At 62.0% G+C, this 23,926-nt stretch carries 18 protein-coding genes; 13 read left to right on the top strand and 5 right to left on the bottom strand.

Annotated features, from left to right (window positions below; genetic code table 11):
* Positions 1-5: 5 nt before the first annotated feature.
* The 5 genes from phnL to NK8_RS20585 all read left to right on the top strand — a co-directional run bounded on the left by phnL (position 6) and on the right by NK8_RS20585 (position 5,687).
* Positions 6-773: a phosphonate C-P lyase system protein PhnL gene (gene phnL / locus NK8_RS20605; protein ID WP_213229346.1), complete on the top strand. Its 768-nt coding sequence runs from the start codon at positions 6-8 to the stop codon at positions 771-773.
* Entirely contained in the window at positions 767-1,900 is a 1,134-nt protein-coding gene (locus NK8_RS20600; RefSeq protein WP_213229344.1) for an alpha-D-ribose 1-methylphosphonate 5-triphosphate diphosphatase, read from the top strand. Before phnL ends, NK8_RS20600 begins: the two co-directional genes overlap by 7 nt.
* Positions 1,901-2,088: 188 nt before the next feature.
* Positions 2,089-3,453: an MFS transporter gene (locus NK8_RS20595; RefSeq protein ID WP_213229342.1), complete on the top strand. Its 1,365-nt coding sequence runs from the start codon at positions 2,089-2,091 to the stop codon at positions 3,451-3,453.
* Positions 3,454-3,689: 236 nt separating this feature from the next.
* Positions 3,690-5,228 (top strand): methyl-accepting chemotaxis protein, encoded by a 1,539-nt coding sequence (locus NK8_RS20590; protein WP_213229340.1) that lies wholly within the window; start codon positions 3,690-3,692, stop codon positions 5,226-5,228.
* A 174-nt stretch (positions 5,229-5,402) separates the two neighbouring features.
* The gene (locus NK8_RS20585; protein WP_213229338.1) at positions 5,403-5,687 is read left to right on the top strand and encodes a hypothetical protein; all 285 of its coding nucleotides are present in this window, start codon (positions 5,403-5,405) and stop codon (positions 5,685-5,687) included.
* Between the two features lie 13 nt (positions 5,688-5,700).
* On the opposite strand, the gene NK8_RS20580 is transcribed toward NK8_RS20585, so the two are convergent.
* Together NK8_RS20580 and NK8_RS20575 are read right to left on the bottom strand one after the other, a co-directional pair.
* Positions 5,701-7,266: a serine hydrolase gene (locus NK8_RS20580; protein WP_213229336.1), complete on the bottom strand. Its 1,566-nt coding sequence runs from the start codon at positions 7,264-7,266 to the stop codon at positions 5,701-5,703.
* A gap of 101 nt (positions 7,267-7,367) precedes the next feature.
* Complete coding sequence (locus NK8_RS20575; RefSeq protein ID WP_162067855.1) at positions 7,368-7,802, bottom strand: VOC family protein; 435 nt, start codon at positions 7,800-7,802, stop codon at positions 7,368-7,370.
* A gap of 115 nt (positions 7,803-7,917) precedes the next feature.
* Here NK8_RS20575 and NK8_RS20570 point away from each other — a divergent pair, with 115 nt between their 5' ends.
* The 6 genes from NK8_RS20570 to NK8_RS20545 all read left to right on the top strand — a co-directional run bounded on the left by NK8_RS20570 (position 7,918) and on the right by NK8_RS20545 (position 16,866).
* The gene (locus NK8_RS20570; RefSeq protein ID WP_213229334.1) at positions 7,918-8,838 is read left to right on the top strand and encodes a LysR family transcriptional regulator; all 921 of its coding nucleotides are present in this window, start codon (positions 7,918-7,920) and stop codon (positions 8,836-8,838) included.
* A gap of 36 nt (positions 8,839-8,874) precedes the next feature.
* Positions 8,875-10,005, top strand: coding sequence for an FUSC family protein (locus tag NK8_RS20565; RefSeq protein ID WP_213229332.1), 1,131 nt, complete (start codon positions 8,875-8,877; stop codon positions 10,003-10,005).
* Between the two features lie 650 nt (positions 10,006-10,655).
* Positions 10,656-12,221, top strand: coding sequence for a TolC family protein (locus NK8_RS20560; RefSeq protein ID WP_213229330.1), 1,566 nt, complete (start codon positions 10,656-10,658; stop codon positions 12,219-12,221).
* Positions 12,222-12,259: 38 nt separating this feature from the next.
* Entirely contained in the window at positions 12,260-13,204 is a 945-nt protein-coding gene (locus NK8_RS20555; protein WP_213229328.1) for a formylglycine-generating enzyme family protein, read from the top strand.
* A gap of 180 nt (positions 13,205-13,384) precedes the next feature.
* A complete protein-coding gene (locus tag NK8_RS20550) occupies positions 13,385-14,329 on the top strand; it encodes a formylglycine-generating enzyme family protein (RefSeq protein ID WP_213229326.1) in 945 nt (314 codons plus the stop codon).
* A 113-nt stretch (positions 14,330-14,442) separates the two neighbouring features.
* Positions 14,443-16,866: a DUF3060 domain-containing protein gene (locus tag NK8_RS20545; RefSeq protein WP_213229324.1), complete on the top strand. Its 2,424-nt coding sequence runs from the start codon at positions 14,443-14,445 to the stop codon at positions 16,864-16,866.
* Between the two features lie 397 nt (positions 16,867-17,263).
* Here the strand turns inward: NK8_RS20545 and NK8_RS20540 are convergent, their stop codons facing one another.
* Entirely contained in the window at positions 17,264-19,147 is a 1,884-nt protein-coding gene (locus NK8_RS20540; RefSeq protein ID WP_213230468.1) for a PAS domain S-box protein, read from the bottom strand.
* 373 nt (positions 19,148-19,520) lie between these two features.
* On the opposite strand from NK8_RS20540, the gene NK8_RS20535 reads away from it, so the two are divergent.
* Complete coding sequence (locus NK8_RS20535) at positions 19,521-19,748, top strand: hypothetical protein (protein WP_162067851.1); 228 nt, start codon at positions 19,521-19,523, stop codon at positions 19,746-19,748.
* Positions 19,749-19,796: 48 nt separating this feature from the next.
* Here NK8_RS20535 and NK8_RS20530 read toward each other — a convergent pair whose 3' ends face one another.
* Together NK8_RS20530 and NK8_RS20525 are read right to left on the bottom strand one after the other, a co-directional pair.
* Positions 19,797-20,552: an AAA family ATPase gene (locus NK8_RS20530; RefSeq protein WP_213229322.1), complete on the bottom strand. Its 756-nt coding sequence runs from the start codon at positions 20,550-20,552 to the stop codon at positions 19,797-19,799.
* A 13-nt stretch (positions 20,553-20,565) separates the two neighbouring features.
* Positions 20,566-22,086: an MDR family MFS transporter gene (locus tag NK8_RS20525; RefSeq protein ID WP_213229320.1), complete on the bottom strand. Its 1,521-nt coding sequence runs from the start codon at positions 22,084-22,086 to the stop codon at positions 20,566-20,568.
* Positions 22,087-22,532: 446 nt separating this feature from the next.
* Here NK8_RS20525 and NK8_RS20520 point away from each other — a divergent pair, with 446 nt between their 5' ends.
* Positions 22,533-23,882 (top strand): ATP-binding protein, encoded by a 1,350-nt coding sequence (locus NK8_RS20520; protein WP_213229318.1) that lies wholly within the window; start codon positions 22,533-22,535, stop codon positions 23,880-23,882.
* Positions 23,883-23,926: the final 44 nt, after the last annotated feature.

Here is a 23,926-nt window from a genome sequence, read left to right as displayed (position 1 = left end):
GAGACATGACCATGAATTCCTTTATCGACAACAACCGTCTGATGTTGCAGGCGCGCGGCATCGAAAAGACCTTCACGCTGCATCAGCAGGGCGGGGCGCGCATTGCCGCGCTCTCGGGTGTGTCGCTCGATGTGGAGCGCGGCGAGTGCGTCGTGCTCGCGGGCGCATCGGGCGCGGGCAAGAGCACGTTCCTGCGCTGCATGTACGGCAACTATCTCGCCACGCGCGGCACCATCGCGATTCGCGACGACAGCCGTTCGTCGCGCCATGTCATCCTGACCGACGCCGCGCCGAACGACATCATCCGCTTGCGCAATACGACGATGGGTTACGTCAGCCAGTTTCTGCGCGCGATACCGCGTGTATCGTCGCTCGATCTGGTCGCCGAGCCGCTGGTGTCGCGTGGCGTCGATGAAGCCGAAGCGCGCGAACGCGCGAGCGCGTTGCTCGAACGCCTCAACGTGCCGCGCCGCCTGTGGACGCTCGCGCCCGCGACGTTCTCCGGCGGCGAGCAGCAGCGCGTGAACATCGCGCGCGGGCTGATCGCGGCGCATCCGCTGCTATTGCTCGATGAGCCCACCGCGTCGCTCGATGCCGAGAACCGCGACGTGGTCGCCGATCTGATCGTCGAGGCGCGCGAGAAGGGCGCTGCGATCGTCGGCATCTTTCACGACGAGGACACGCGCGAGCGCGTCGCGACCCGCCTCGTGCGGCTCGCGAGCGCCAGCGCAGCATCCATCCAAACCGACTCCGGAGTGTTGCAGACATGCTGATCAGTAATGCGCGCATCGTGACGCGCGACGAAGATTTCGTAGGAACCGTGCGCGTCGAGGACGGGCGTATCGCGGAGATCGCGCCGGGCAATACTGCCGCGCGCGAGGCAGCGGACTGGGGTGGCGATTATCTGTTGCCGGGTTTCGTCGAGCTGCATACGGACAACATCGAGAAGCATCTCGCGCCGCGTCCGGGCGTGCTGTGGAATCACGAAGCGGCGATCATCGTCCATGACGCGCAAGTGGCGTCGGCGGGCATCACGACCGTGTTCGATGCGCTCGGCGTCGGTTCGCGTCCCGAAGACGGCGTGCGCGGCCGCGAGTTGCAGGTGCAGTGCGCGAAGTCGATCGGCAAGTTCGTCGAGCGCGATCTCCTGCGCGCCGATCACTTCCTGCATCTGCGCTGCGAAGTGGGCACGACGGATGTGGTCGAAGTGTTCGATTCGCTGTCCACGCATCCGCTGTTCAGACTGGCTTCGGTGATGGATCACACGCCGGGGCAACGGCAATGGCAGGACCACGCGAAGTGGCGCAAGTACCAGGAGCGTCACGGCAAGTGGAGCGACGAGCACGCCAGCAAGATCCTCGCCGAACTCGCGGAGCATCAGGAACGCTATGCGGCCAAGCATCGCGCGGAGATCGTCGAGCGTTGCAGGCGGCTGAATATCTCGCTCGCGAGCCACGATGACACGCTCGTCGAGCACGTCGAGGAAGCGGCGCGCGACAACATCTCGCTCGCCGAATTCCCGACGACGCTCGCAGCGGCGCGCGCCGCGCGCGAGCACGGCATCGCGACGATCATGGGCGCGCCGAACGTGGTGCGCGGCGGCTCGCATTCAGGCAACGTGTCGGCGCTGGAACTGGCGCGCGAAGGTCTGCTCGACATTCTGTCGTCGGACTATGTGCCGTCGAGCCTGCTGATCGCCGTGTTCGATCTGGTCGCGAAGGCGGGCTGGTCGCTGCCGCGCGCGGTCGCGACGGTGTCGTGGGCGCCCGCGCACGCGGCCGGTCTGACCGATCGCGGCGCCATCGCGACGGGCCTGCGCGCGGACTTCGTGCGCGTTGCGTCGGTGGACGGCGTGCAGGTGCCGCGCGAAACCTGGCGCGCGGGCCGGCGCGTGTCCTGACGGCGCGCGCTTCATTTCCCTTCTTTCCGATAGCCACGCGTCAGCGCTTCGTCATACACGGGTAAGCCCGCGTTGACGAGGCGCAAGCTTCTTCAGTACCCTCTCGCGAGTTCGCTATGTGAATCAGTGTTCGTATAGCGAACTTTAATGCCGATCGGGCACGCATCAACTATCGAAGAGGGAATGAAGTGAGTAGAAGTCCTGCCGTGAACGTACAGACGTTCATCAACGAACATCCGTTCTCGCCGTTTCAGTGGCTCATCTTCGTGATGTGCTTCGTGATCGTGCTGCTGGATGGTTTCGATACCGCCGCCATCGGCTTCATCGCCCCTTCGCTCGTCACCGAATGGCAGATCAGCCGTCCGGCGCTCGCGCCCGTGCTGAGCGCGGCGCTGTTCGGGCTGGCGGCGGGCGCGCTGCTGTCCGGGCCGCTGTCGGACAAGCTTGGCCGTCGCGCGATGCTGCTTTCGTCGGTGCTGCTGTTCGGGCTCGCGTGCCTCGCGTCGTCGTTCTCCGCCGACATCACGCAACTGACGACACTGCGCTTCATCACCGGCGTCGGTCTCGGCGCGGCGATGCCGAACGCCGTCACGATGATGAGCGAGTTCTGCCCCGACAAGCGCCGCGCGACGCTCATCAACCTGATGTTCTGCGGCTTTCCGCTCGGCGCGGCGTTCGGCGGCTTTCTCGCGGCGTGGATGATTCCGCATTTCGGCTGGCGCAGCGTGCTGATGCTCGGCGGCATCGCGCCGCTCGTGCTGTCGGTGCTGCTGATCGTCAAGCTGCCGGAATCGGTGCGCTACATGGTGGCGAAGGCGAAGCCCGTCGAACGGATTCGCGCGACGCTCGCGCGCATTTCGTCCGACGCGATGCAGGCAGGCTCGTTCTTCATGACCGAAACCGCGCCCGCAGCAACGGGGCAAAGCGGCATCAGCGTGGTGCTGTCGCGCCCGTACATCGTCGGTTCGGTGATGCTATGGCTCGCGTACTTCATGGGCCTCGTGATCTTCTATGCGTCGATCAACTGGATGCCGATCCTGCTCAAGGAATCCGGCCTGCCGCCGCAAAAAGCGACGCTCATCTCCGCGCTGTTCCCGCTCGGCGGCGTCGGCGCGGTGCTGTGCGGCGTGCTGATGGACAAGTTCAACGCGAACCGCATCATCGCGGCGTGCTACGCGCTCACCGCCGTGAGCGTGTATCTGATCGGCCAGGCGGTGGGCAACGTGGGCCTGCTCGTGCTCATCGTGTTCCTCGCGGGCGTGCTGATGAACACCGCGCAATCGTCGATGCCGGCGCTCGCCGCCGCGTTCTATCCGACCCAGGGCCGCGGCACGGGCGTCGCGTGGATGCTCGGCATCGGTCGCTTCGGCGGCATCGCGGGATCGTTCCTCGTCGCCGAGCTGACGCGCCTGCATTTCAGCTTCGGCGGCATCTTCGCGACCATCGCGGTGGCGGGCGTCATTTCGGCGGTCGCGCTGCTGATCAAGCAGGCTGCGCATCCGCAGACAGCCGCGGCTCGCGATCTCAAATCGACCGAGCCAGTCGGGCATTGATTCGATTGATCGTGGCAGGCAACGCCCCGCGTGACTTTGGTTACGCGGGGCGTTGTCATTTTCTGCGCCACGCATCGCGCCGCTAAAGAACCCTCACGCCCTGCCGATAAATTGCACGTAGCTTTCGATCACGAGGCCGCGCCGCATGCGCGCGCGCAAACGTAAAACGGCTCACGATCGGAAGCTCGCAAGCGAGCGCCTGCCCCGGCGCACCCACCGGCCCCTTCAACCCGATCGTGAATAAACTTTCCTTCAAGACCAAGCTCATGAGCACCGTGGGCTTCGTATGGCTCAGTCTCATCCTGCTGTGCGCGCTCAACGCGATCTCCACGAAACACTCGCTGATGCGCAACCGTGAAAGCGCGCTCGCCGAGCAGGTTCAATCCGCGACCAGCGTCGTCAGGTTCTACGTCAAACAGGCGCAAAGCGGCGCGCTGCCCGAAGACGAAGCGAAGAAGCTGGCCATCGCCAGCGTGCGGGCGATTCGCTACGGCACGAGCGGCTATCTCGGCATCCTCGATTCGAAGCTGTTCCAGGTCCTGAATCCCGTGCGCCCCGACACGGAAAACAAGATCAACGATTTCATCGACAGCACCGGCAAGCATTTCACCGCCGAGATCGTGAAACATGGTCTCGACGGCTCGCACATCACGACGTATCTGTATCCGAAGCCGGGCGAGCAGGAGCCGCTGCAGAAGATGACCTACGGCGACTACGTGCGCGAATGGGACTGGCACGTCTACACGGGCGCGTATATCGACGACATCGACGCGGCCTTTCATGCGATCGTGCTCAAGTCGCTGCTGCTGATCGTTGTGATCGGCGCGGCGCTGACGCTCGCGATGGCGTTCATCATCCGCGGCGTGCTGAAGAGCATCGGCGGCGATCCGCGCGATGTGGCGATCGTCTGTCAGCGCATCGCGGCGGGCGATCTCGCGCAGACCGTGCAATTGACGCGCGGCGACGAATCGAGCCTCATGCATTCGATGCACACGATGCAGTCGCGTCTCACGCAGACCATCGCGCAGATCAAGCTGGTCGCGGACGGCATCACGGCGGCGTCCCGCGAAATCGCGGACGGCCATCACGATCTTTCGTCGCGTACCGAAGAACAGGCGGCGTCGCTTGCGGAAACGGCATCGAGCATGGAAGAGCTCACCTCGACCGTGCGTCTGAATTCCGACAACGCCGGACAGGCGAGCCAGCTTGCAGCGAGCGCGTCGTCGACGGTGGAAAGCGGCAGTGGCGTCGTGCTCGGCGTCGTTGCGACGATGGACAGGATCGCGGGCAGCTCGGAGAAGATCGTCGATATCATCGGCGTCATCGAAGGCATTGCGTTCCAGACCAACATTCTCGCGCTGAACGCGGCCGTGGAAGCGGCGCGCGCGGGCGAGCACGGGCGCGGCTTCGCGGTGGTCGCATCGGAAGTGCGCGCGCTCGCGCAGCGCTGCGCGGCGGCGGCGAAGGATGTGAAGACGCTCATCGACGAATCCGTGACGAACGTCACGGCGGGGCAGGATCTCGCGCAGCAGTCCGGCGACACGATGAAGCAGATCCTCACGTCCGTCACGCGCGTGAACGACATCATGAGCGAGATCTCGTCCGCTTCGTCGCAACAGACGCAGGGCATCGAGCAGGTGGGTGTCGCGATCACGCAGATGGACGCCGTCACGCAGCAGAACGCGGCGCTCGTCGAACAGGCGACGGCCGCCGCCGCCGCGCTCGCGGTGCAGGCGGAAGAACTGAAGCGCGCGGTCGCCGTGTTCAGAACCTGAAGATCCGGGCGGACGCGCCTTTCAGTGCGCGCTCCGGTGTTTGTGAATCGTCAGACCGTGGCATAGCGCGTGCTGACTCGTATCGTGCGAACCGGCCGCTGCGCGCGCGGCGGCCGGCAGGCAAATCAAGCCGCACGAATCGCATTTTGCAAACCGCCAACCGGAGTGATCGACATGAAACGTTTCGCCCTTCCCGCCACCGCGGGCGCATTTGCGCTCGTCTGTGCGTCCGCTTTCGCGCAGGACAATCCGCCGAGCTCGAACACGGGCCTGCAGGCCGGCGACAATGCGCAAACGACGACGCAGCCCGCACAGTCGAAGTCCCACGCGCACAAGTCCACGCATTCGAAGCAGGCGCACAAGAGTCCGATGAACGCGGGCTCGTCCACCGCGCCGAGCGGGACAGCGACGCCGAGCGGCCCCGGCGCGCCCGTCAGCGCGAGCGGCTCGGGCCAGTAGCGCGCGACGCGCATCAGCGCACGAAGGTGCCGAGCCCGTCCTCGTCGTAGTACTCGAGCGTCACGCGATCGCTGAGAAACGATACCTTCGATATCGTGCCGGGATTCGCGTTCTCGTTGACGAGCGTGAAGGTGAAGACATCGGCATCCCAATGCGAGAGCGGCAGTGTCATCGGACGCGGGCCGATGAGAATCGCGAGCGCGCCGCCCTGATCGACCACCTGAATCGGCCCGAAGTAGTCGTTCCTGTACGTGCCGATGTAAGTCGACAGCGCACGCGCGGGCAGCGGCGAGGCCGGCGGCGTCGCGCCGACGAGCGAGCCGGACGGCTTCGACAGGGGCGCCAGCGCATCGCTGTACAGCTTGTACCAGTCGCGCTGGATCGAGCCGAACTGCACGATGTCGAAGAACTGCTGGTTGAGCGCTTCCGGCACGCCGATCGGAAATGCGTTCGTCAACGCGACGATCGCGAGATTCGTCGACGGCACCACCATGAAGTTGGTCGCCGCGCCCGCGCTGAACGCGCCCGAATGGCTGTACGATGCACGCCCGGCGCTCGTCTGGCCCACGTTGAAGCCGTAGCCGTAATAGCCCGCGGGATTGCCACCGCCCGGCGGCGAGCTTTGCGCCTGCGCGGTGGTGGCCGCGGCGAGGGCGGCCGCATCGACGATGCGGCTGCCGTTGAAGACACCCGCGCCGAGCATCATCGCGAGCCACTTCGCCATGTCGTTGACCGACGAACTCACTCCGCCCGCGGGCGATTGCGCATCGGGCGTCGTGCCCAGCCCTTGCACCCACTGATTGCCGCGCTTCACATGTCCGGTCGCCCGATTGGACCGCGCGATGAAATCGGCATAGCGCGAACTCGTGCTCGTCATGCCGAGCGGCTTGTAGAGCGCGGTATCGGAGAGCGTCGCCCAGTCGATGCCCGCAGCGGCCGCCACGGACTCCGCCGCCGCCGTAAGTCCGAAGTTCGTGTAGAAGTACGAATGGCGAAACGGATGCAGCGGCAGGAAGCGCAGCCGCTGAAGCACTTCCGTTTGCGAGTAGCCCATGTCTTCGAGCTTGTCGCCCGCGTGGTCGGGCAAGCCGGACTGATGCGAATACAGATCGCCGATGGTGACGGCCGCGCTCACTTCTGGATCGGAGAGCGTGAACCACGGCAGATGCGCGCGCACCGGCGTGTTCCACGCGATGCCGCCCGCGCCCACCTGATGCGCCACGACCGACGCACCCACGGACTTCGACACCGACGCGAGCTGAAACACGGTATCGGCATCGACCTGCTGACCCGAACCGATGAGCCGCGTGCCGAAGCCCTTCGCGTAGACGGTCTGCGTGCCGCGCACGACCGCGATGGCCATGCCCGGTATGCCGGTGCTGCTCAAAAGATTGTTGGCTAGGGTGTCGAGCTGGGATAGAGCGGCGTTGACTTGCGCGTCCGGCACGGGGCCGGTTTGCGTGCCGCCCGACGATTCCGATGCGTTGGCGTTGTCGGAATCCGAACCACCGCCGCATGCGGCGATCGTGCTGCATAGCGCCGCGCCCAGAAAGCGGCGGCGTCCTTCAGAAGGTCCCATACTCGCGTCTCCCCGATGTCGCGCACGTCGCGCGCAGAGCGGATTCTATCCGGTAAAGAATCCGTCAGGCGCGTGTCGTGGGACTGGAAGCGCGACGCGCGTTACTTCGCGAAGAGCGACGACATGTCGGCGAACGCCTTGATCTCGACGGCATTGCCGGACGGATCGAGGAAGAACATCGTCGCCTGTTCGCCGACTTCGCCCTTGAAGCGTACATGCGGCTCGATGACGAAGCGCGTGCCGGCGGCGCGCAGCTTGTCGGCCAGTTCCTCCCATTGCGGGATCGACAGCACGACGCCGAAGTGGCGCACCGGCACGGCGTCGCCATCGACCGCGCTCGTCGTGCGATGCCCGGCTTCATCGGGTGCGAGATGCGCGACGATCTGATGCCCGTAGAAATCGAAATCCACCCAGGCGTCGGAACTGCGGCCTTCCGGGCAGCCGAGCAACTCGCCGTAAAACTCGCGCGCGGCGGCGAGGCTGTGAACGGGAAACGCGAGGTGAAACGGCGGCATGGCGTGCTGAGTCGTGCTCATGGCGATGAATCCTTATTCGACGTGTGGGGAACGAAGGCCTCAGTGTATTGATAAATATTTGTGTTGAAAAACGATATATTGCGGGAGTCAGCCCCAATATTTTCGATGAATCGACATGCTGCGCGAACTTCAGACTTTCATCGCGGTGGCGCGCCACGGCACATTCGCGGGCGCGGGCGCGCACATCGGTCTCACGCAATCGGCCGTGAGCGCGCAGATGCAGCGGCTCGAAGCGCATCTCGGCGTCGCGCTGTTCGACCGCACCGGCCGCTCCGCGACGCTCAACAAGGCGGGCAAGCGCACGCTCGAACTCGCCGACGAACTGATCGCGCTTTATGCGCGCCTCGCCGAGCCGGACGGCGAGGACGGGCGTGGCGGCTCGCTGTCGGTCGGCGCAATCGCGTCGGCGCATGCGGCGCTGCTGCCCGATGCGATCGGCGCGTTCCGGCGCGTGCTTCCCGCGTGGCGCATCCGGCTGGTGCCGGGCGTGTCGCTGAGTCTGCTGGCGAGCGTCGATGCGGGCGAGATGGACATGGCCGTGCTCATCCGTCCGCCGTTTTCGCTGCCTGCGGAACTGCGATGGCGCACGCTCGCCGCCGAGCCGTTCGTGCTGCTCGCGCCCGCTGCGAAGAAGGGCGCGCGATGGCGCGAGCTGATCGAGTCGGAGCCCTTCATCCGTTACGACCGGCGCTCGTTCGGCGGCCGGCAGGTGGACACGTTTCTGACGAAGCGCCGCATCGCGGTGCGCGATTCGATCGAAGTCGACGAGTTGCCGGGCATCGCGCAGCTGGTGGCGCGGGGCCTGGGCGTGGCGCTCGTGCCGGTGTCGGACGGCATCGGCGCGTGGCCGCGCGGTGTGGTGGCGCTCGATCTCGGCGACGAGACGTTTCATCGCGAGATCGGTCTTGTCGAGCGGGCGCGGCGTGCGCGTGCCGATGAGCCGGACGCGGCGACGCGCCTTGCCGACTGCATCGTCGAAGCGGCGGCGCGCGGCGCACGCGCACGAAGGCGGAACGCGGGGCGCGGCATCGCCTAGAATGCGTTGGAGCGCGTTCTCCCTCGGTGGATCTCCATGGACGACGAGCAGCACATCGGCGACGCGAAAACGCGTCTCGCGGAATCGGCGTTGACGCTTGTGCAGTCGGCCGCGCGTCGCGGGCGGGCGGCGCTCGCGTGGCTGGATCGCATCGATCCGGGTACGCATCGGCGCATCAAGGGTTTGCGGCTCGTCACCGCATACGGTCTCGCGGCGGCGCTCGGCGCGTTGCAGGACGTGACGCAGAGCGTGCCGGCCGGCGTGTCCGTCGGCGCGCTGGCGGGCGGATTCGCGCTGTGGGCGAGCGTGTCCGAAGCGCGCACGACGCGTTTCGAATCGAGCCGCGATCTCGCCGTGCTGTGCATCGCCGCTGCGTTCGGCGCGCTCACGTTCGCGTTGTTCGGGCCGATGCTGCGTGAATACGGGCGCGGCGGCTCCGAGCTCGTGCTCGTCACGGGCGCGTTCTTCGCGGGCTATCTGAAGCGCTTCGGGGTGACTGGCGCTGGCATCGGCTCGCAGCTTTATATCGGACAGTTACTCGCCTATGGGATGAATCTCGCGCCCGGCGATTCAAGGGCGATTCTGTTCGCGCTGCTGATCGGCATGCTGGCGGCGATCGTGCCGCGGGTGCTGAGCGGGCCGGCGGAGCATCCGGCCGTGCTGCCGGCGCTGGCGTCCGAGCCCGCTTATGGACGTCACGCGATATCGCCCGCGTTCGCGATGGGGTTGCAGGCGACGTGCGGCGCGCTCGTGGTGGTGCTGCTGAATCGTGCGATCGGGCTCGTGGAATCGGCATGGGCGATCACGGCGTGTGTGTATGTCGTGGCGACGTCGGCGGTGGGTACGGCGGAGCGCGTGCGGCGACGTATCTATGGGACGCTTGTCGGGGTGCCGCTCGGGCTCGTGTGTCTGCCGCTCGCGGAGCATTGGCCGGTTGTCGTGTGGACATTGTCCGCATTGGCGATGATCGCTTATGCGATGGCGTTGCCGGAGCGGTATGACATCGCCTGCGGGGCGTTCGCGTTCGTGCTGGTCGTGACGCTGGCCGCGAGTGGGGTGCATTCGGTCGGGCTGCTGACCGCGCGGGCCTGGGAGACGTTGCTTGGTGGGGCGTTGGGGTTGGTGGCTTCGCGGATCGTTTTTCCGTTGCGGGTGGTTAGGGAGTGAGGGGACTTTTTGCTTGCGCTTGAGTTGTCGTCGGATCCTGTATTCGCGCCGGTCTATTAGCGTCGCCCCTGTGCGGGGCGGCAGTCAATTTCTTTGCTGCTGCAAAGAAATTTGTTTATAAATCGCAAATCATCGATTGATATAGATTTCGCCGAATATTCAGCGCGTCTACCTCCTCAATATCCCCGCTAAAAATCTGCCACGTCGACAGACTTTGACACACTGGTCGCGGGACTGTCGCACGTTCGCAACCGCTTTAGGACCACTCGCACGGGTAAAGGTTTCGCGGCGTGCTCGTTGAACGCGGCGTATATGAACGCTTCTCTCCGCGCGTTCAACTCTTGACTTACCCTCGGGTTACCACTGAACCGTCCAAAGAAACGGGGCCACCCGCGTGCGCCTTGCCGTGCCATCGCTGTCGAAATGCAGGGAGACACCACGCGCCGGAGTTCCACGCATGCGCTGCTTAAGCCTTTAAAGATTTTGGGATTTTTCCGATTTATTGACTGATATTAATCATCGGAACATGCTAGCGTTTTTGATTTTTGCAAATTGAAATAATCATAAAGCAAATTTTGCCACCGAAATCAAGCTAAGAAGTAACGCAATACGTTGCTGAATTTTCGCGAAAAGACTATACAAAAAGACCGATGTCGAATCAAAAAAATGATAAATCAAATCCAGTTGAAGACTACGGGATAGCAGCACTGGTTACGATTGCGCGCTTTCACGGAATTTCAGCAGACGCGGCGCAATTAAAGCACCATTGCGTCGGGCATGACGGGCAGATCACGGAAAAAGATTTACTACGCGCAGCGCGCTCACTGGGGCTCAAAGCACGGACTGTCATGCTTCGAGCGGAAGCGCTTGCGACGACCCCTCTCCCCGCGCTGATATTGGGCCGTGACGGAAGGCATTTCATCCTTGCCAAATCCGATGGAAAAACGGCGTTGTTGTTGGGACCCGGAGCTGCCACGCCAATCATTAAACCGCTTGAGGATGTGAGTGCGTTCAGCGATGGGCGAATGATTCTGTTCGCATCTCGTGCCTCCCTCGCGGGCGAACTGGCGCGCTTTGATTTCTCATGGTTCATCCCCGCGATCGTCCGTTATCGAAAGCTGCTGCTGGAAGTGCTCGGCGTATCGCTCGCCTTGCAAGTCTTCGGGCTGGTTACGCCGCTCATGTTCCAGGTCGTGATGGATAAGGTGTTGGTGAATCGCACCTTCAGCACCCTCAATGTGGTCTGCATGGCCTTATTCATCTGCGCCATTTTCGAAGTTTTGCTGACAGGTCTGCGCAACTATGTTTTTGCTCACACCACAAACCGGATCGACGTCGAACTCGGAGCCCGCCTGTTCCGGCATCTGGTTGCCTTGCCGCTCGGTTACTTCGGCGCGCGTCGAGTGGGCGATAAGGGCGTCGCACCCGTCACGGATGCCTTGCAAGCGCAAACACAGTACGAACAAGCGGTGTTTGCCCTCAATAAGGCATATACCGACGCGCAAAAGGCGCTCGGCACGCTTGCATCGGACATGGGATTCGATCCCACGCTCCCCGTTGACGTGCCGCTCTCTTCAGCCGATGCGCCGACTGTCCGAGACATCGCCGAATCCATTGACGAGATGATTGCGAGCGCCAAGGAGCGCCATCCTTCGGTGCGCGCAGCACAGGCACAGTACGATGCCGCCGTCGCGAAGGTCACGCAGACGCGTGCACAGGGCCTGCCGAGCATCAGCCTAGTCGGCAAATACAGCCGGAACGATCAACCGCAGCGTCTGGGACTCAGTATGCCGACGTATCCGGCAACCGGGAACGACGCCTTTATCGGCGTGCAAATAAGCATTCCTCTTTTTGAGGGATTCGGTCGGCAATATCAGATCAAGCAGGCCACTGCACAAGCCGAGCGGCAACTTGTTTCGCTGGACGGGACTCGGCGGCAGGTTGCGCTTGAGGTTTGGACCAGCTACCAGACATTGAACGGCGCGACGAAGAATGCCGAGACCAGCGCGAGCTTACTGGCGATCGCTGAGCGTTCGTGGGTTGCTGCGCAACGTCGATATGACGCTGGAGTCGGCAACATTGTCGAACTGCTCAACACGCAGACCGCGTTGGCCAATGCGAAGCAACGGCGCATTCAGACGTCGGCGGAATGGGACGATGCGCGGATTGATCTTGCCACAAAGTTGGGCCGGCTCGAATGGGTCAGCGTGAATTAACACTAACGACAAAAACTTCTACAACCAAAGGAGCACTGATGTTTAAGCGTTATCGAATGCGGTTACTAATCGGTCTGGGGTTCGCATCACTTACGGCGGTTCCGGTTTATGCGAAGACTGTGCCGCCCGCAACAACGTTCAAGGACTGCGACTATTGCTCGGAGATGGTCGTGTTGCCGGCGGGCGAGTACATGATGGGAGCCACGAAGGAGGACTTTGGGGACGATTCCAGAGCGTATCAACTTGAACGTCTTGTACAGGGAGAACCCCATAGCGTGCATGTCAATTCATTTGCCATCGGGCGCTTTCATGTTACCCGCAAACAGTTTGGCGTCTTTGCGAGGGAGACAGGCTTTAAAGGAAAGGGTTGTATGACCTTCAAACGAGTCGACTGGGATCTCGTTGCGGATGCTGACTGGCAGAACCCTGGCTTTCCGCAGACCGACGACGATCCGGTCGTCTGTGTTTCATGGACCGACGTCAAGCAGTACATCGAATGGCTTAACAGCAAGCTTGCAGGCAAGACCACACATCGCTACAGGCTGCCAACCGAAGAAGAATGGGAGTATGCCGCGCGAGCCGGAACGACAACGCCGATGTACTGGGGAACTAGCAGACGAGAGCAATGCCGCTACGAAAACACACGCGACGAAACGGCCAAGGCCCTGGGACCAGACGTCCCTGTTGCACCCTGCGATGATCATTTTCTTTGGACCTCGCCGGTGGGTTCCTTTCAGCCTAATCAATGGAGTTTGTACGACATGCTGGGCAATGCGACGCAGTGGATGCTGGAGTGTTCCGAAAACGGAGGAAGACTTACCGCTAACTTGTCTCCTGTTCCAGAGGTTAGATGTCGCGGACACAAGCAGAGGGGCGGAAGCTGGGCCTCGATTCCGACCGGCATTCGCGCTGCAAGCTGGGGGGGGAATTATTCAAATACTCGAGATTCTACGCAAGGATTTCGTCTCGCTGCAGAACGCTAATAATCATAGAAACAGCGGTGGATACAAGCGCTCTCAAGTTGAAAAGGCGCTAAATTTTATTAAATTTTTATCATTGGCACTCGATGCGCGGATTGATCTTGCCGCAAAGTTGGGCCGGCTCGAATGGGTCAGCGTGAATTAACACTAACGACAAAAACTTCTACAACCAAAGGAGCACTGATGTTTAAGCGTTATCGAATGCGGTTACTAATCGGTCTGGGGTTCGCATCACTTACGGCGGTTCCGCTTTATGCGAAGACTGTGCCGCCCGCAACAACGTTCAAGGACTGCGACTATTGCTCGGAGATGGTCGTGTTGCCGGCGGGCGAGTACATGATGGGTGCAAATCGAGAGGATTTTGAGGGTGATGAAAAGGAATATCAGTTCGACCTCACGGTCATGGGTCCCCCACGTTCTGTGAAAGTTAGATCATTCGCGATCGGCCGATATCACGTGACGCGAAAGCAATTTGCGGTTTTTGCAAACGAGACAGGATTTGAAGGCAAAGGCTGTAGGACTTTCAATCGTACCGATTGGGCGTTTGTCAGAGATGCAGATTGGAAACACCCGGGATTCCCCCAAACCGAAGATGATCCAGTCGTATGCGTGTCATGGGATGACACTCAGAAATATATCGCTTGGCTGAATACAAAGCTTTCCGGAAAAATTAAGCACAGTTACCGACTACCGACTAACGAAGAATGGGAATACGCGGCTCGCGCGGGCACTACAACGTCTAGGTATTGGGGAAGTGGCAGAAAAGAGCAGTGTCTGTACGAAAATACGCGTGATGAGACCGCTAAAGCGCTCGATCCGGATTCTCCGGTTGCTCCCTGCAACGATAACTATCTATGGACCTCTCCGGTTGGCTCGTTTAGGCCGAATCCTTGGGGCCTGTACGACATGTTGGGAGACGCAAGCCAATGGCTGTCTGGATGCTCCGAGAATAGTAATGCACTAACAGCCGCGCTCCCGCGCGTCCCCGAAGACCAATGCCGCTCGCATTCCATACGAGGTGCCAGTTGGGCAACGATTCCTCAAGGGGTTCGGGCCGCTAGCTGGGGTGGAGGCAGTAGAGGCATCAGGAATTCAGCTATCGGATTTCGCCTCGCGACAGGTTTCTAATTAAAGTAAAGGGAAAAACAATGTCGGGTGTTACAACGATCCAAACTTCATCTGATATAGCGATTGCGATGGGCGCATGGAGTTCGTTCGCAAGTACCCTCGCCGATAATCGGATGGGCAACGCAACTCAGCAAGACGTTGCAAGAGCTGGCGCAAACTTCGTAGCGGCGACCACTGCACTTGCTTCATCGCCTTTCGCAAAGGGCTTCTCCAACCTCGCCGGCCTAACTGCTAGCGCTGCTAGTTTGAGCAATGACTTGGATAACTTCCATATCGCGTCGACAGCGAGCGACACGCGCGCGCGCGATGCGGCTTTTGTCGCGATCGTCGGCGACGCGGCCGGGTTAGGTCAAGTGGTTGCCACTGGAGTGGGAGCGATGGCATCACTAGCGGGGGAAGGAGCTCTCGTCGCTGCCGCGGCATCAATGGGTACCGCAGCGGGCGCGATCGGAGCAGTCGCTACGGCTGTAGGTTGGGGCATGTCGACCATCTACGGAATCGCGGACTACTTCCAAGAGCTTGATAACCAGCTCATGCGATCGAAAGACTGGAACGACTTCATCCTGGATTTTGGAAGCATCAACCAAAACGGTCAGTCGATTCTCGTCATGGCCGGTCAGGCTGGCGACGCTCTCACGACCAACTCCCTCGCCGGTAACGCGTTCGAATATTCCGAGATCGGCTCTCGGAGTAGCAGCGTGCTGCTGGCGTTTAACGGAGGCATCGGATCCGAAACTTTCTACGGTCAGGATGTCGTCTCGGACGTATCGAGCTTCCATATCAACTTGACCACGAACTCACGCGGCGAATTCCATGGAGATGACAACGATTTCAATCTCGGTAATGGATCATCGGCAGGTATTTATGGTTCTCGTAACAGTATCTCGATGGCGTCTTACAGCGGAAGCCGGGTGGCGTTGATTGGTAAAGACAATTACGTAGCGGCGAACGGCGGCGGTATCAGTTTCGGGTTGAACGCGTCAAGCGCAAACGTCGTTGGATCGGACAATGTCGTGGACATGATCGCGAACAGTGGTGCGTACACAGGACTGTTCGGAGCAAACTTTCACGTCAATTCCGTTGGTAATGTTGTCGCTCTAGGGGGCGTAGGTACGAGCGCCGCCATAAACGGGGCGAATACAGTCTGGATGACCAGCAACAATCAGACGCTCGACTACACCTCACCGGGCTCCACGATCAACGCGTCGCCGAACGTGACCGGCACAGCAATCTACACCAACAATTCGACGATCAATGGTGGAACCGGGTTCGGAGGTAGCATCAGTGGTTCAGACAATACACTTACACTAGGAGCTTCTAGTGGCGCATCGGTAGGACTGTTCGGAGCAAATTTCAAGGTCAATTCGGCTGGCAACGTTATCGCGCTCGGAGGCGAAGGAACGAGCGCTTCGATCAACGGGTCAAATACGGTCTGGATGACCAGCAACAATCAGACGATCACCTTCGCCTCGCCGGGCTCCACGATCAACACGTCGCCAACCGTGACCGGCACAACGATCAATACCAACAATTCGACGATCAATGGCGGAACCGGGTTCTGGGGTGACGTCAATGGTTCCAACAATTTCGTCACGCTGGGGGCCTACAGCGGCGCAAACGCGAACTTGACCGGCAAAGGTAACGGTGTGCAGTCAAATGGCAATACGGTTAATTTAAAGGGTACAGGATCGAGCGCAGACGTGTCAGGAGTTGACGGGCGAATCACCATGATCTCGTACAGTGGTGAATATGCCGGCGTATTCGGCCAAAACATGACCGTCAATTCTGTCGGCAATACCGTTGCTCTAGGCGGTGCAGGAACCAGCGCCACTGTAAACGGGGCGAATACAGTCTGGATGACCAGCAACAATCAGACGGTAACGCTTACGACGGCAGGGTCAATCGTAAGCGCTGTTGCAAATGTTAAAGGGTCGGTAATCAAAGGCAGCAACACGACGGTTAGCATGACGGATAACGCAGGGGCTAACATATCTGGATCGGGCAATACCATTACCGCTGGCGCTCACAGCAGTGTATCGGCGAATGGGAACAGCAACACGATCAAGGCTGGTGTTGGGTCTTCGCTTGCTTGCACTGGCGGCGGCGACATGTATGTGTCCGGCGCGGTCATCACGCTCGGCGGCGCAACCGGAAATTTCTGTGTGTACGGAGACAACAACACGATTTACTCGTCGGATGCTAACTACAACATGACGATTCAAGTCTTCGGCAATGGCAATTCGGTAGGTTCAACGAAGGCCCACGTTTACATGAATGGTTCCGACAAGGGAGCGGGAGGCCACGGCGGCGAAGGCGCTGGTACGGGTCGCGGTGGCGACGATCGTGAAGGGCACGTCGATGTCGGACCTATGACTATGATGAGTGGCCGCGATATCGGTCCTGCGGACAGCACCACGCAGCAAGTGGATAGTCTCGTGGCCGCTATGGCTGTGTACGGAGCAGACTCATCCGCGACGTCGGCGTTCGTAGCGCCAGCGCAGAATGACACGCAGATGCTGTTGGCTGCCAGCGCGTAACGAGCGAACCTCGCACTCAAGCCCGCCGAGCGCGGGCTTGTTATCATGCCCTCTGGACTCGTTCAGCGTAGTGGTCGAAATGCATGCGGTTCCGAGTTTGCGCGGTCTGTCCTGTCTGGCAATTGCACGACGCCGCCATGCCCGCCCGTATCGCGGACGCTGTTGTGATCGCCTTCGATATAAACGAAGGTTAGTGCTCAACGCGAGCAACGCCAGCGCGAACGTAACGAGAGGACGAAACATTGCAGCGTTCCGTTGACGCGTGCCTGAATGCCGAACGAGACCTGCGAGCCAGCAGGCGCAGCAGTATTCGATGGTGATGTTTGTCGCGTCGACCGATTTGACGCGCCCGACACCAACACGGGATCCGGCGACAACCCAAGCTCCGGCAAAAAAATCACCGCCCCGCCACCCGAACCAACAACCGATCCAGCACCTCGAAATCCACCGGCTTGACAAGATGTGCATCGAACCCCGCCTGCGCGGAGCGCTCCTTGTCGCTGTCCTGCCCAAACCCCGTCATCGCGACGACCATCGCCCCCCCGATGAGCCGCTTCGAGCGCAGCGCCCGCAGCACCGCATACCCATCCATATCCGGCAAAGCGAGATCGAGCAAAATCAGCTCCGGCGGAAAATGCCGAACCACATCGAGCCCTTCCTTGCCGTGATACGCGATACGCACGTCATGCCCTTTCATCTGCAACAGCATGGCGAGACTGTCCGCCGAATCCTGGTTATCGTCGATCACGACGACGCGCAACCCATCGCCGACCTCCCGCGCGGCGCTTTGCGCGAGCACGCGATGCGGACGCGGCGCGTCATCCACCGATGCATACGGCAATCGCACCGTGAACGTGCTGCCCTGATTCGGCCCGTCGCTCGCGGCGGAAATCGACCCCCCGTGCATCTCGACGATCGACCTGCACAACGTAAGCCCGATGCCGAGCCCCGCCTCGCCAGGATTGAGATAGTGGTCCTCCTGCACGAACAGATCGAAGATGGAGGTGAGCCCCTTCTGCGAAATGCCACGCCCGGTATCGGATACCTTGAGCAGCAGCGCGCTCGTCTCGGGCTCGACTTCGACCGTGATCGTGCTCCCGCGCGGCGAGAACTTCGACGCATTGTTCAACAGGTTCTGCACGACCTGCACGAGCCGCGTGGGGTCGCCCATCACATGGACGGGATCGCGCGCCAGCTTCGTCACGACGCGCTGCGTGCGTTCGTCGATGAACGGATGCACCAGCTCGATGCTGCGCGCGACGATATCGCTCACATCGACGCGCGCCATGCGCAGATCGATCTTGCCCGTCGTGATGCGGCCCATGTCGAGCAGATCGTCGACGAGCCGGCCGAGATGCGAGGTCTGTCTGTCGATGATGTCGCGGCACGCGTTGACCCGCTGCGGCATGCCCTTTTCCATCTGCATCACGCCGATCGCGTTGCGCACCGGCGCGAGCGGATTGCGCAACTCGTGCGCGAGTGTCGCGAGAAACTCGCTGATGCGCCGCGACGATACTTCGAGCTGCTCGAGGCGCTTGCGCTCGCTCATGTCACGCGTGACCTTCGCGAAGCCGCGCAGCACGCGATGCTCGTCGTACACCGCGGTGATGACGACGTTCGCCCAGAATAGCGAACCGTCCTTGCGCACGCGCCAGCCTTCATTCTCCACGCGGCCCGTGCGGATCGCGGTCTGCAGTTCGATCTCGGGCAGGTTGGCGGCCAGATCCTCGGGACAGTAGAACGTCGAGAAATGCTTGCCCATGATCTCTGACGGCTGATAACCCTTGATCCGCATCGCGCCCGTATTCCAGCTCGCGATATGGCCGCCCGGGTCGAGCATGAAAATCGCGTAGTCGCTCACGCTTTCCACGAGCAGACGAAAGCGTTCTTCCGACAGACGCAGCTTTTCCTCTTCGGCGCGCTTCGCGGTGAGGTCGCGCGTGCATTTCGCGTAGCCGATGATCTCGCCCTTCGTATCGCGCGCCGCCGTGATGACGACGTTCGCCCAGAACAGCGTGCCGTCCTTGCGCACGCGCCAGCCTTCATCCTCGAAGCGCCCGGTCGCATATGCCTGCTTCAGCTCGTACTCGGGCCAGCGGCGCTCGACCGCCTCCGCCGGATAGAAGCGCGACAGATGCTGACCGATGATCTCGTGCGCCTCGTAGCCCTTGATCCTGCGCGCGCCCGTGTTCCAGCTCGTGATGCGGCCGTTCAGGTCGAGCATGAAGATCGCGCAGTCTTCGATCGCATCGACGAGCGCGTGATATTGCGCGTGACTCATCGTGGGCTCGCCTGGCGTGTCGGGTCCGTGGTCGAGCTGGGGCACGGCTGCTCTCGATCTGGTCATGGTTCTGATGGTCAACGCAGCGGAGGAAGTCTGATTTCGCCAGTTTACCCGTTGACGACCCATCGCACCCGTGCCTCTTCAACAGGCGCCGGCGAGCCGCGCGCGGCGCTGTCGTGGACAAGGAGTAATGCGCAAAGCGCTCCCTACACAGCGCGCGTAGCCATCCATTCCTATCCTTGCTTTTGAGGGGATTTCAACGCCGGTTCACGCACGTAGACTGCGTGCACATTTCAGAAGGTCGGTTGCTTGGCAGGCAGTGCAATGAGGCCGATTGAAGTGGTTATGTGAAACCCTCAGGAGCACTATCATGATCAGCAATCTTAAAGGCATCATCTTCGTCGCGGCGCTCGCGGGCGCATCCTACGCACTCGCAAGCGGGTATGGTCCCGCGCCGCATTACGCACCGATGGACGGCGCGCCCACATCACAACAAGGCATGAACATGCAGACCATTGCTCAGGATGCGCAACAGAGCAATGACGCGAGCGTCGATAAATCCAAGCAGCAAAGTCCGCTGATTCAGGCACAGGATTGAGCGTGCCGCATCACGTCGCGTCCCGCCGGTCACGCCGGCGGGACGCGTTCAGCGCTCGCCGTCGAAGAGCGTGCGCAACATGCGTTCGGGGTTGGCGAGAAACGCACGCGTCACCTTGAAGTGCTCGGTGTCTTCATAGGCGACCCGCGCGAGGCCGTCTTCCGTGAATTGATAGATCCACGCATCGGGGTAGGCCATGAGTATCGGCGAATGCGTGGCGATGATGAACTGCGAATCGTCATTGACGAGATCGTGGATGCGCGCAAGCGCGGCGAGCTGGCGCTGCGGGGACAGCGCCGCCTCGGGTTCGTCGAGCAGATAGAGGCCTTGTCCGCCGAAGCGTTCCATCAACAGCGTGAGGAAGGACTCGCCGTGCGATTGCTCGTGCAGCGACTTGCCGCCATAAGACGAGATGATCGGCGGGCCGAAGCCCGGTTCGTCGTCGAGCTGCTCGATTTCCGTCGCCACGTTGAAGAAGCTTTCCGCGCGCAGAAAGAAGCCGTCGCGCGGCCGTTTGAAGCCTTTCGCGATGCGCAGATACTCATGCAGCGCCGAATGCGACACGCGCGTGCCGAAGCGGAAGTTCTTCGTGCCGCCTTCGGGATTGAAGCCCATCGAGACCGCGATCGCTTCGAGCAGCGTCGACTTGCCCGAGCCATTTTCGCCGACGAGAAAGGTGACCTTCGGATGCGGTTCGAGCGTGTCGAGCGCGCGCACGGCGGGCAGCGAGAACGGCCAGACGTCGAAAGACGGCGCCTTGTCGCGCATGAGCGTGATGCGGCTGATGTACTGGCTCGAGATCATCGGCGCCGCACGTTCAGTGGAACGCCTGATTCGCGGCGGATTTCGCGGCGTTCTCCGCGCCCACTTTCTCGACCGTCTCCTTCGCGCGCCCGATCTCGATCTTTGGCATGAACAGCATCGCGATCACGGTGCCGAGCGCGATCACGAACATCGCGGTGAAGGTCATGTGCAGCGAATGATGCAGCACGAGGCGAATTTCGTTGTTCATCGCGAAATCGCCCGGCACGCTCGACAGCAGTTGCTTGAGCTGATCCGCATGCACGGGCGGCAGGCCGTCCGTATGCATGAGGCCGTAATTCTGCACCGCGCCGAAGACGGCCGCGCCGAGCGTGTTGCCGAGATTGCGCGAAAACAGGTTCGATGCGGTGGCGCTGCCGCGCTCGAGCGGCTGCACGATCTCCTGAATCAGGATGAGGCACGACACGCTCGTGATGCCCATGCCGAAGCCGAGCACCGCGGAGCCGACGCCCGCCCAGACCGGGCTCGATTGCGGGCCGAGCAGCACGAACGGCAAGGCGCCGAGCGGAATGAACACCGGCCCGACCATCAGGAGACGCCGCAGGCCGATACGGCTGAACGCGCGCGACGTGAAGGTCGCGCCGCTCGGCCAGCCGATCATCATCATGGTGAGCGCGAGGCCCGCTTCCACCGGCGTGCGGTGCATCACGCCCTGCACGTACATCGGCAGGAAGGTGGTGAGGCCCATCATCGCCATGCCGGCCAGGAGGGTCGCGACGTTGCTCGCCGCGATCGGCCGATGCGACCACAGGCGAAACGAGATCATCGGATCGGCGGCGCGGCGTTCCTGCACCACGAAGCCCACGATCGCGAGCACCAGCACCGCGATCTCCACGCCGACGCGCGTGCTGCTCGCATGTCCGGCGTCGGTGAGCGCCATCATCAGCGCGGCAACGGCCGCCGTGAAAAAGAACGCGCCGGCGAAGTCGATCGCCGGACGGTCGTGACGCTTTTCCTCGTGCAGGAAGAGCGTGAAGAGCAGGGCGGCCAGAATGCCGATCGGCACGTTGATCCAGAAGATCCACGCCCACGAGAACTGCCGGATCAAGAGGCCGCCGACCATCGGGCCGAGCACGGCGGACACGGCCCACACGCTCGCGAGATAGCCTTGCACCTTGCCGCGCTCGCGGGCCGGATAGAGATCGCCGACGACTGTCAGCGCGACCGGCAGGATCGCGCCCGCGCCGACGCCCTGAACCAGCCGGAACACGATCATCGCGGGCATCGACCAGGCGAAGCCCGCGAGCACCGAGCCGATCAGGAAGATCGCGATGCCCGCGAGCAGGGCGGGCTTGCGGCCGTACAGATCGGCGAGCTTGCCGAATACGACGGTGAGCGCCGTCTGCGTGAGCAGGAACGACGAGAACACCCAGCTATATAGATTGAGGCCGCCGAGCTGCGTGGCGATTTGCGGCATCGCGGTGGAGACGATGGTGGCTTCGATCGCGACCATGGCCATCGAGGCCATCACCGCTGCGATGACGAGGGGACGTGCCGTTTTTCTGTTCTGTGACATGCGTTTCGGATGACATGCCTTCCACGGCGCGCAACCGACGACGATGCGCGCGAGCGAAGCCATGCACGATGGATGGAATGCGGCGGCGGCCTCTGGCTTGCGAATTCCTTGCAGCCAAAGCAATGTCGCCGATGAAAATGCGCCGGATGCAATGTTATCCCGCGCGGCGAAACGCTGCTCGACGAAGCTTCCCGCGCGCTCATTCAATGCTAATTCTTCGCGCCTAGGCTTGATTTCGTGGACGGACAGCGCGCTTCCTCCGGCGGACGACGGTCCGTTTCACGTTCTCGTATCTCCTCAGCCCTTGGCGCCGGCCGCGTGCGGACCGGCGTTTTTTTCGGCGCGCCAAGCACATGTCCCCTTTCAGACCGAAATCACCGGGAATGTCGCCTAAAATCGAACGGGCTGGCGAAACGCCCCGTTCCCTTCCGAAGCGGCGATCTCGAATGATCAAATCACTGAAAAATCAACTCGTCGTCGCGCTTGGGCTGCTCGTGACGGTGATCGGCGTCGTGCAGGGCGTGAGTTCATATCAGTTGAGCAAGACCGGCATGAGCGCGCTGCTCGACCTGCGGCTCGAACAGGTGGCGGCGCGCATGCGCGACGGCTATGCCGAAGGCATTCCGGAAAATCCCGCGCGCGGCTCTCAGGACGATCGCGATGTCGTGGTCGTCGTGTGGAAGGCCGACGCCGATCTGCCGTTCCGCACCACCGACCCGTCCCTGCATTTTCCGCGCGACGCGCACGCGGGTTTCTCCGGCGCCGAAGTCAACGACGAGCACTGGCGCGTCTTCACGCGCCAGGAGCCGACCATGACGATTCAGGTCGCGCAACGTTCGTCGGTGCGCCGCGAGATCGCGCAGGAAGCCGCGACGCAAACGCTCTGGCCGATCGCCGTGCTGCTGCCGCTCGTGTGGATCGCCGTCGCGCTCGTCGTGCGGCGTTCGCTGCGGCAGTTGAATGAACTCGGCGCGGAGGTGCGGGCCATCGACATGGGTCATCTGCAGCCGCTGCCGACGGTCGGCGTGCCCACCGAGCTCGCGCCCTTCATCCATTCGATCAACACGATGATCGAGCGCCTCGCGACTTCGATCGAAAAGGAGCGCAAGTTCATCGCCGATGCCGCGCACGAACTGCGCACGCCGCTCACCGCGCTTCAGCTTCAGGCGGATAACCTCGCGCCGCATATCGTCGCCGGCAATCAGGAGCGGTTCCAGGAATTGCGCAAGGGCATTGCGCGCAGCGGCAAGCTCATCGCGCAGCTGTTGCGGCTCGCGCGCGCCGATGCGCCGGTGAGCGGCACGCCGCTGGTGCGCGTGGATCTGTCGGAAGTGGTGACGGGCGCGGTCGCCGACGTGCTGCCGATCGCGATTGCGCGCGGCATGGACATCGGCGCGGAGGAAATGCTCGACGTGCATGTGCGCGCGGTCGAGACGGACATCGGCATGGCGGTGCGCAATCTCGTGTCGAACGCGGTGCGCTATACGCCCGATGGCGGCACCATCGATCTGCGCATGCGGCGCGACGGCGACCTGGTGTGGGTCGATGTCGTCGATACGGGGCCGGGCATCGCCGAGGAGTTGCTGCCGCGCGTATTCGACCGTTTCTTTCGCGCGAACCCGGACGTGGAGGGCAGCGGGCTCGGCCTCTCCATCGTGAAAGCGATCGCCGCGCGTTATGGCGGCGACGTGACGCTCAAAAATCGCACCGACGCTCGCTCGGGCATCGTCGCATCGATCAGTTTTCCAGTGGAGGAGGTCAGCGAGAACGCGGCCGCGCCGGCATTGAACACATAAGGTTTTGCGCCGATTACAATGCATTCGCTGCGTGGCGCAAGGCG

The organism is Caballeronia sp. NK8 (assembly GCF_018408855.1).
In the GTDB taxonomy this organism is placed as follows: domain Bacteria; phylum Pseudomonadota; class Gammaproteobacteria; order Burkholderiales; family Burkholderiaceae; genus Caballeronia.
The sequence above is the reverse complement of the archived record's forward strand: the minus strand, read 5'-3'. Positions and strand labels throughout refer to the sequence as shown.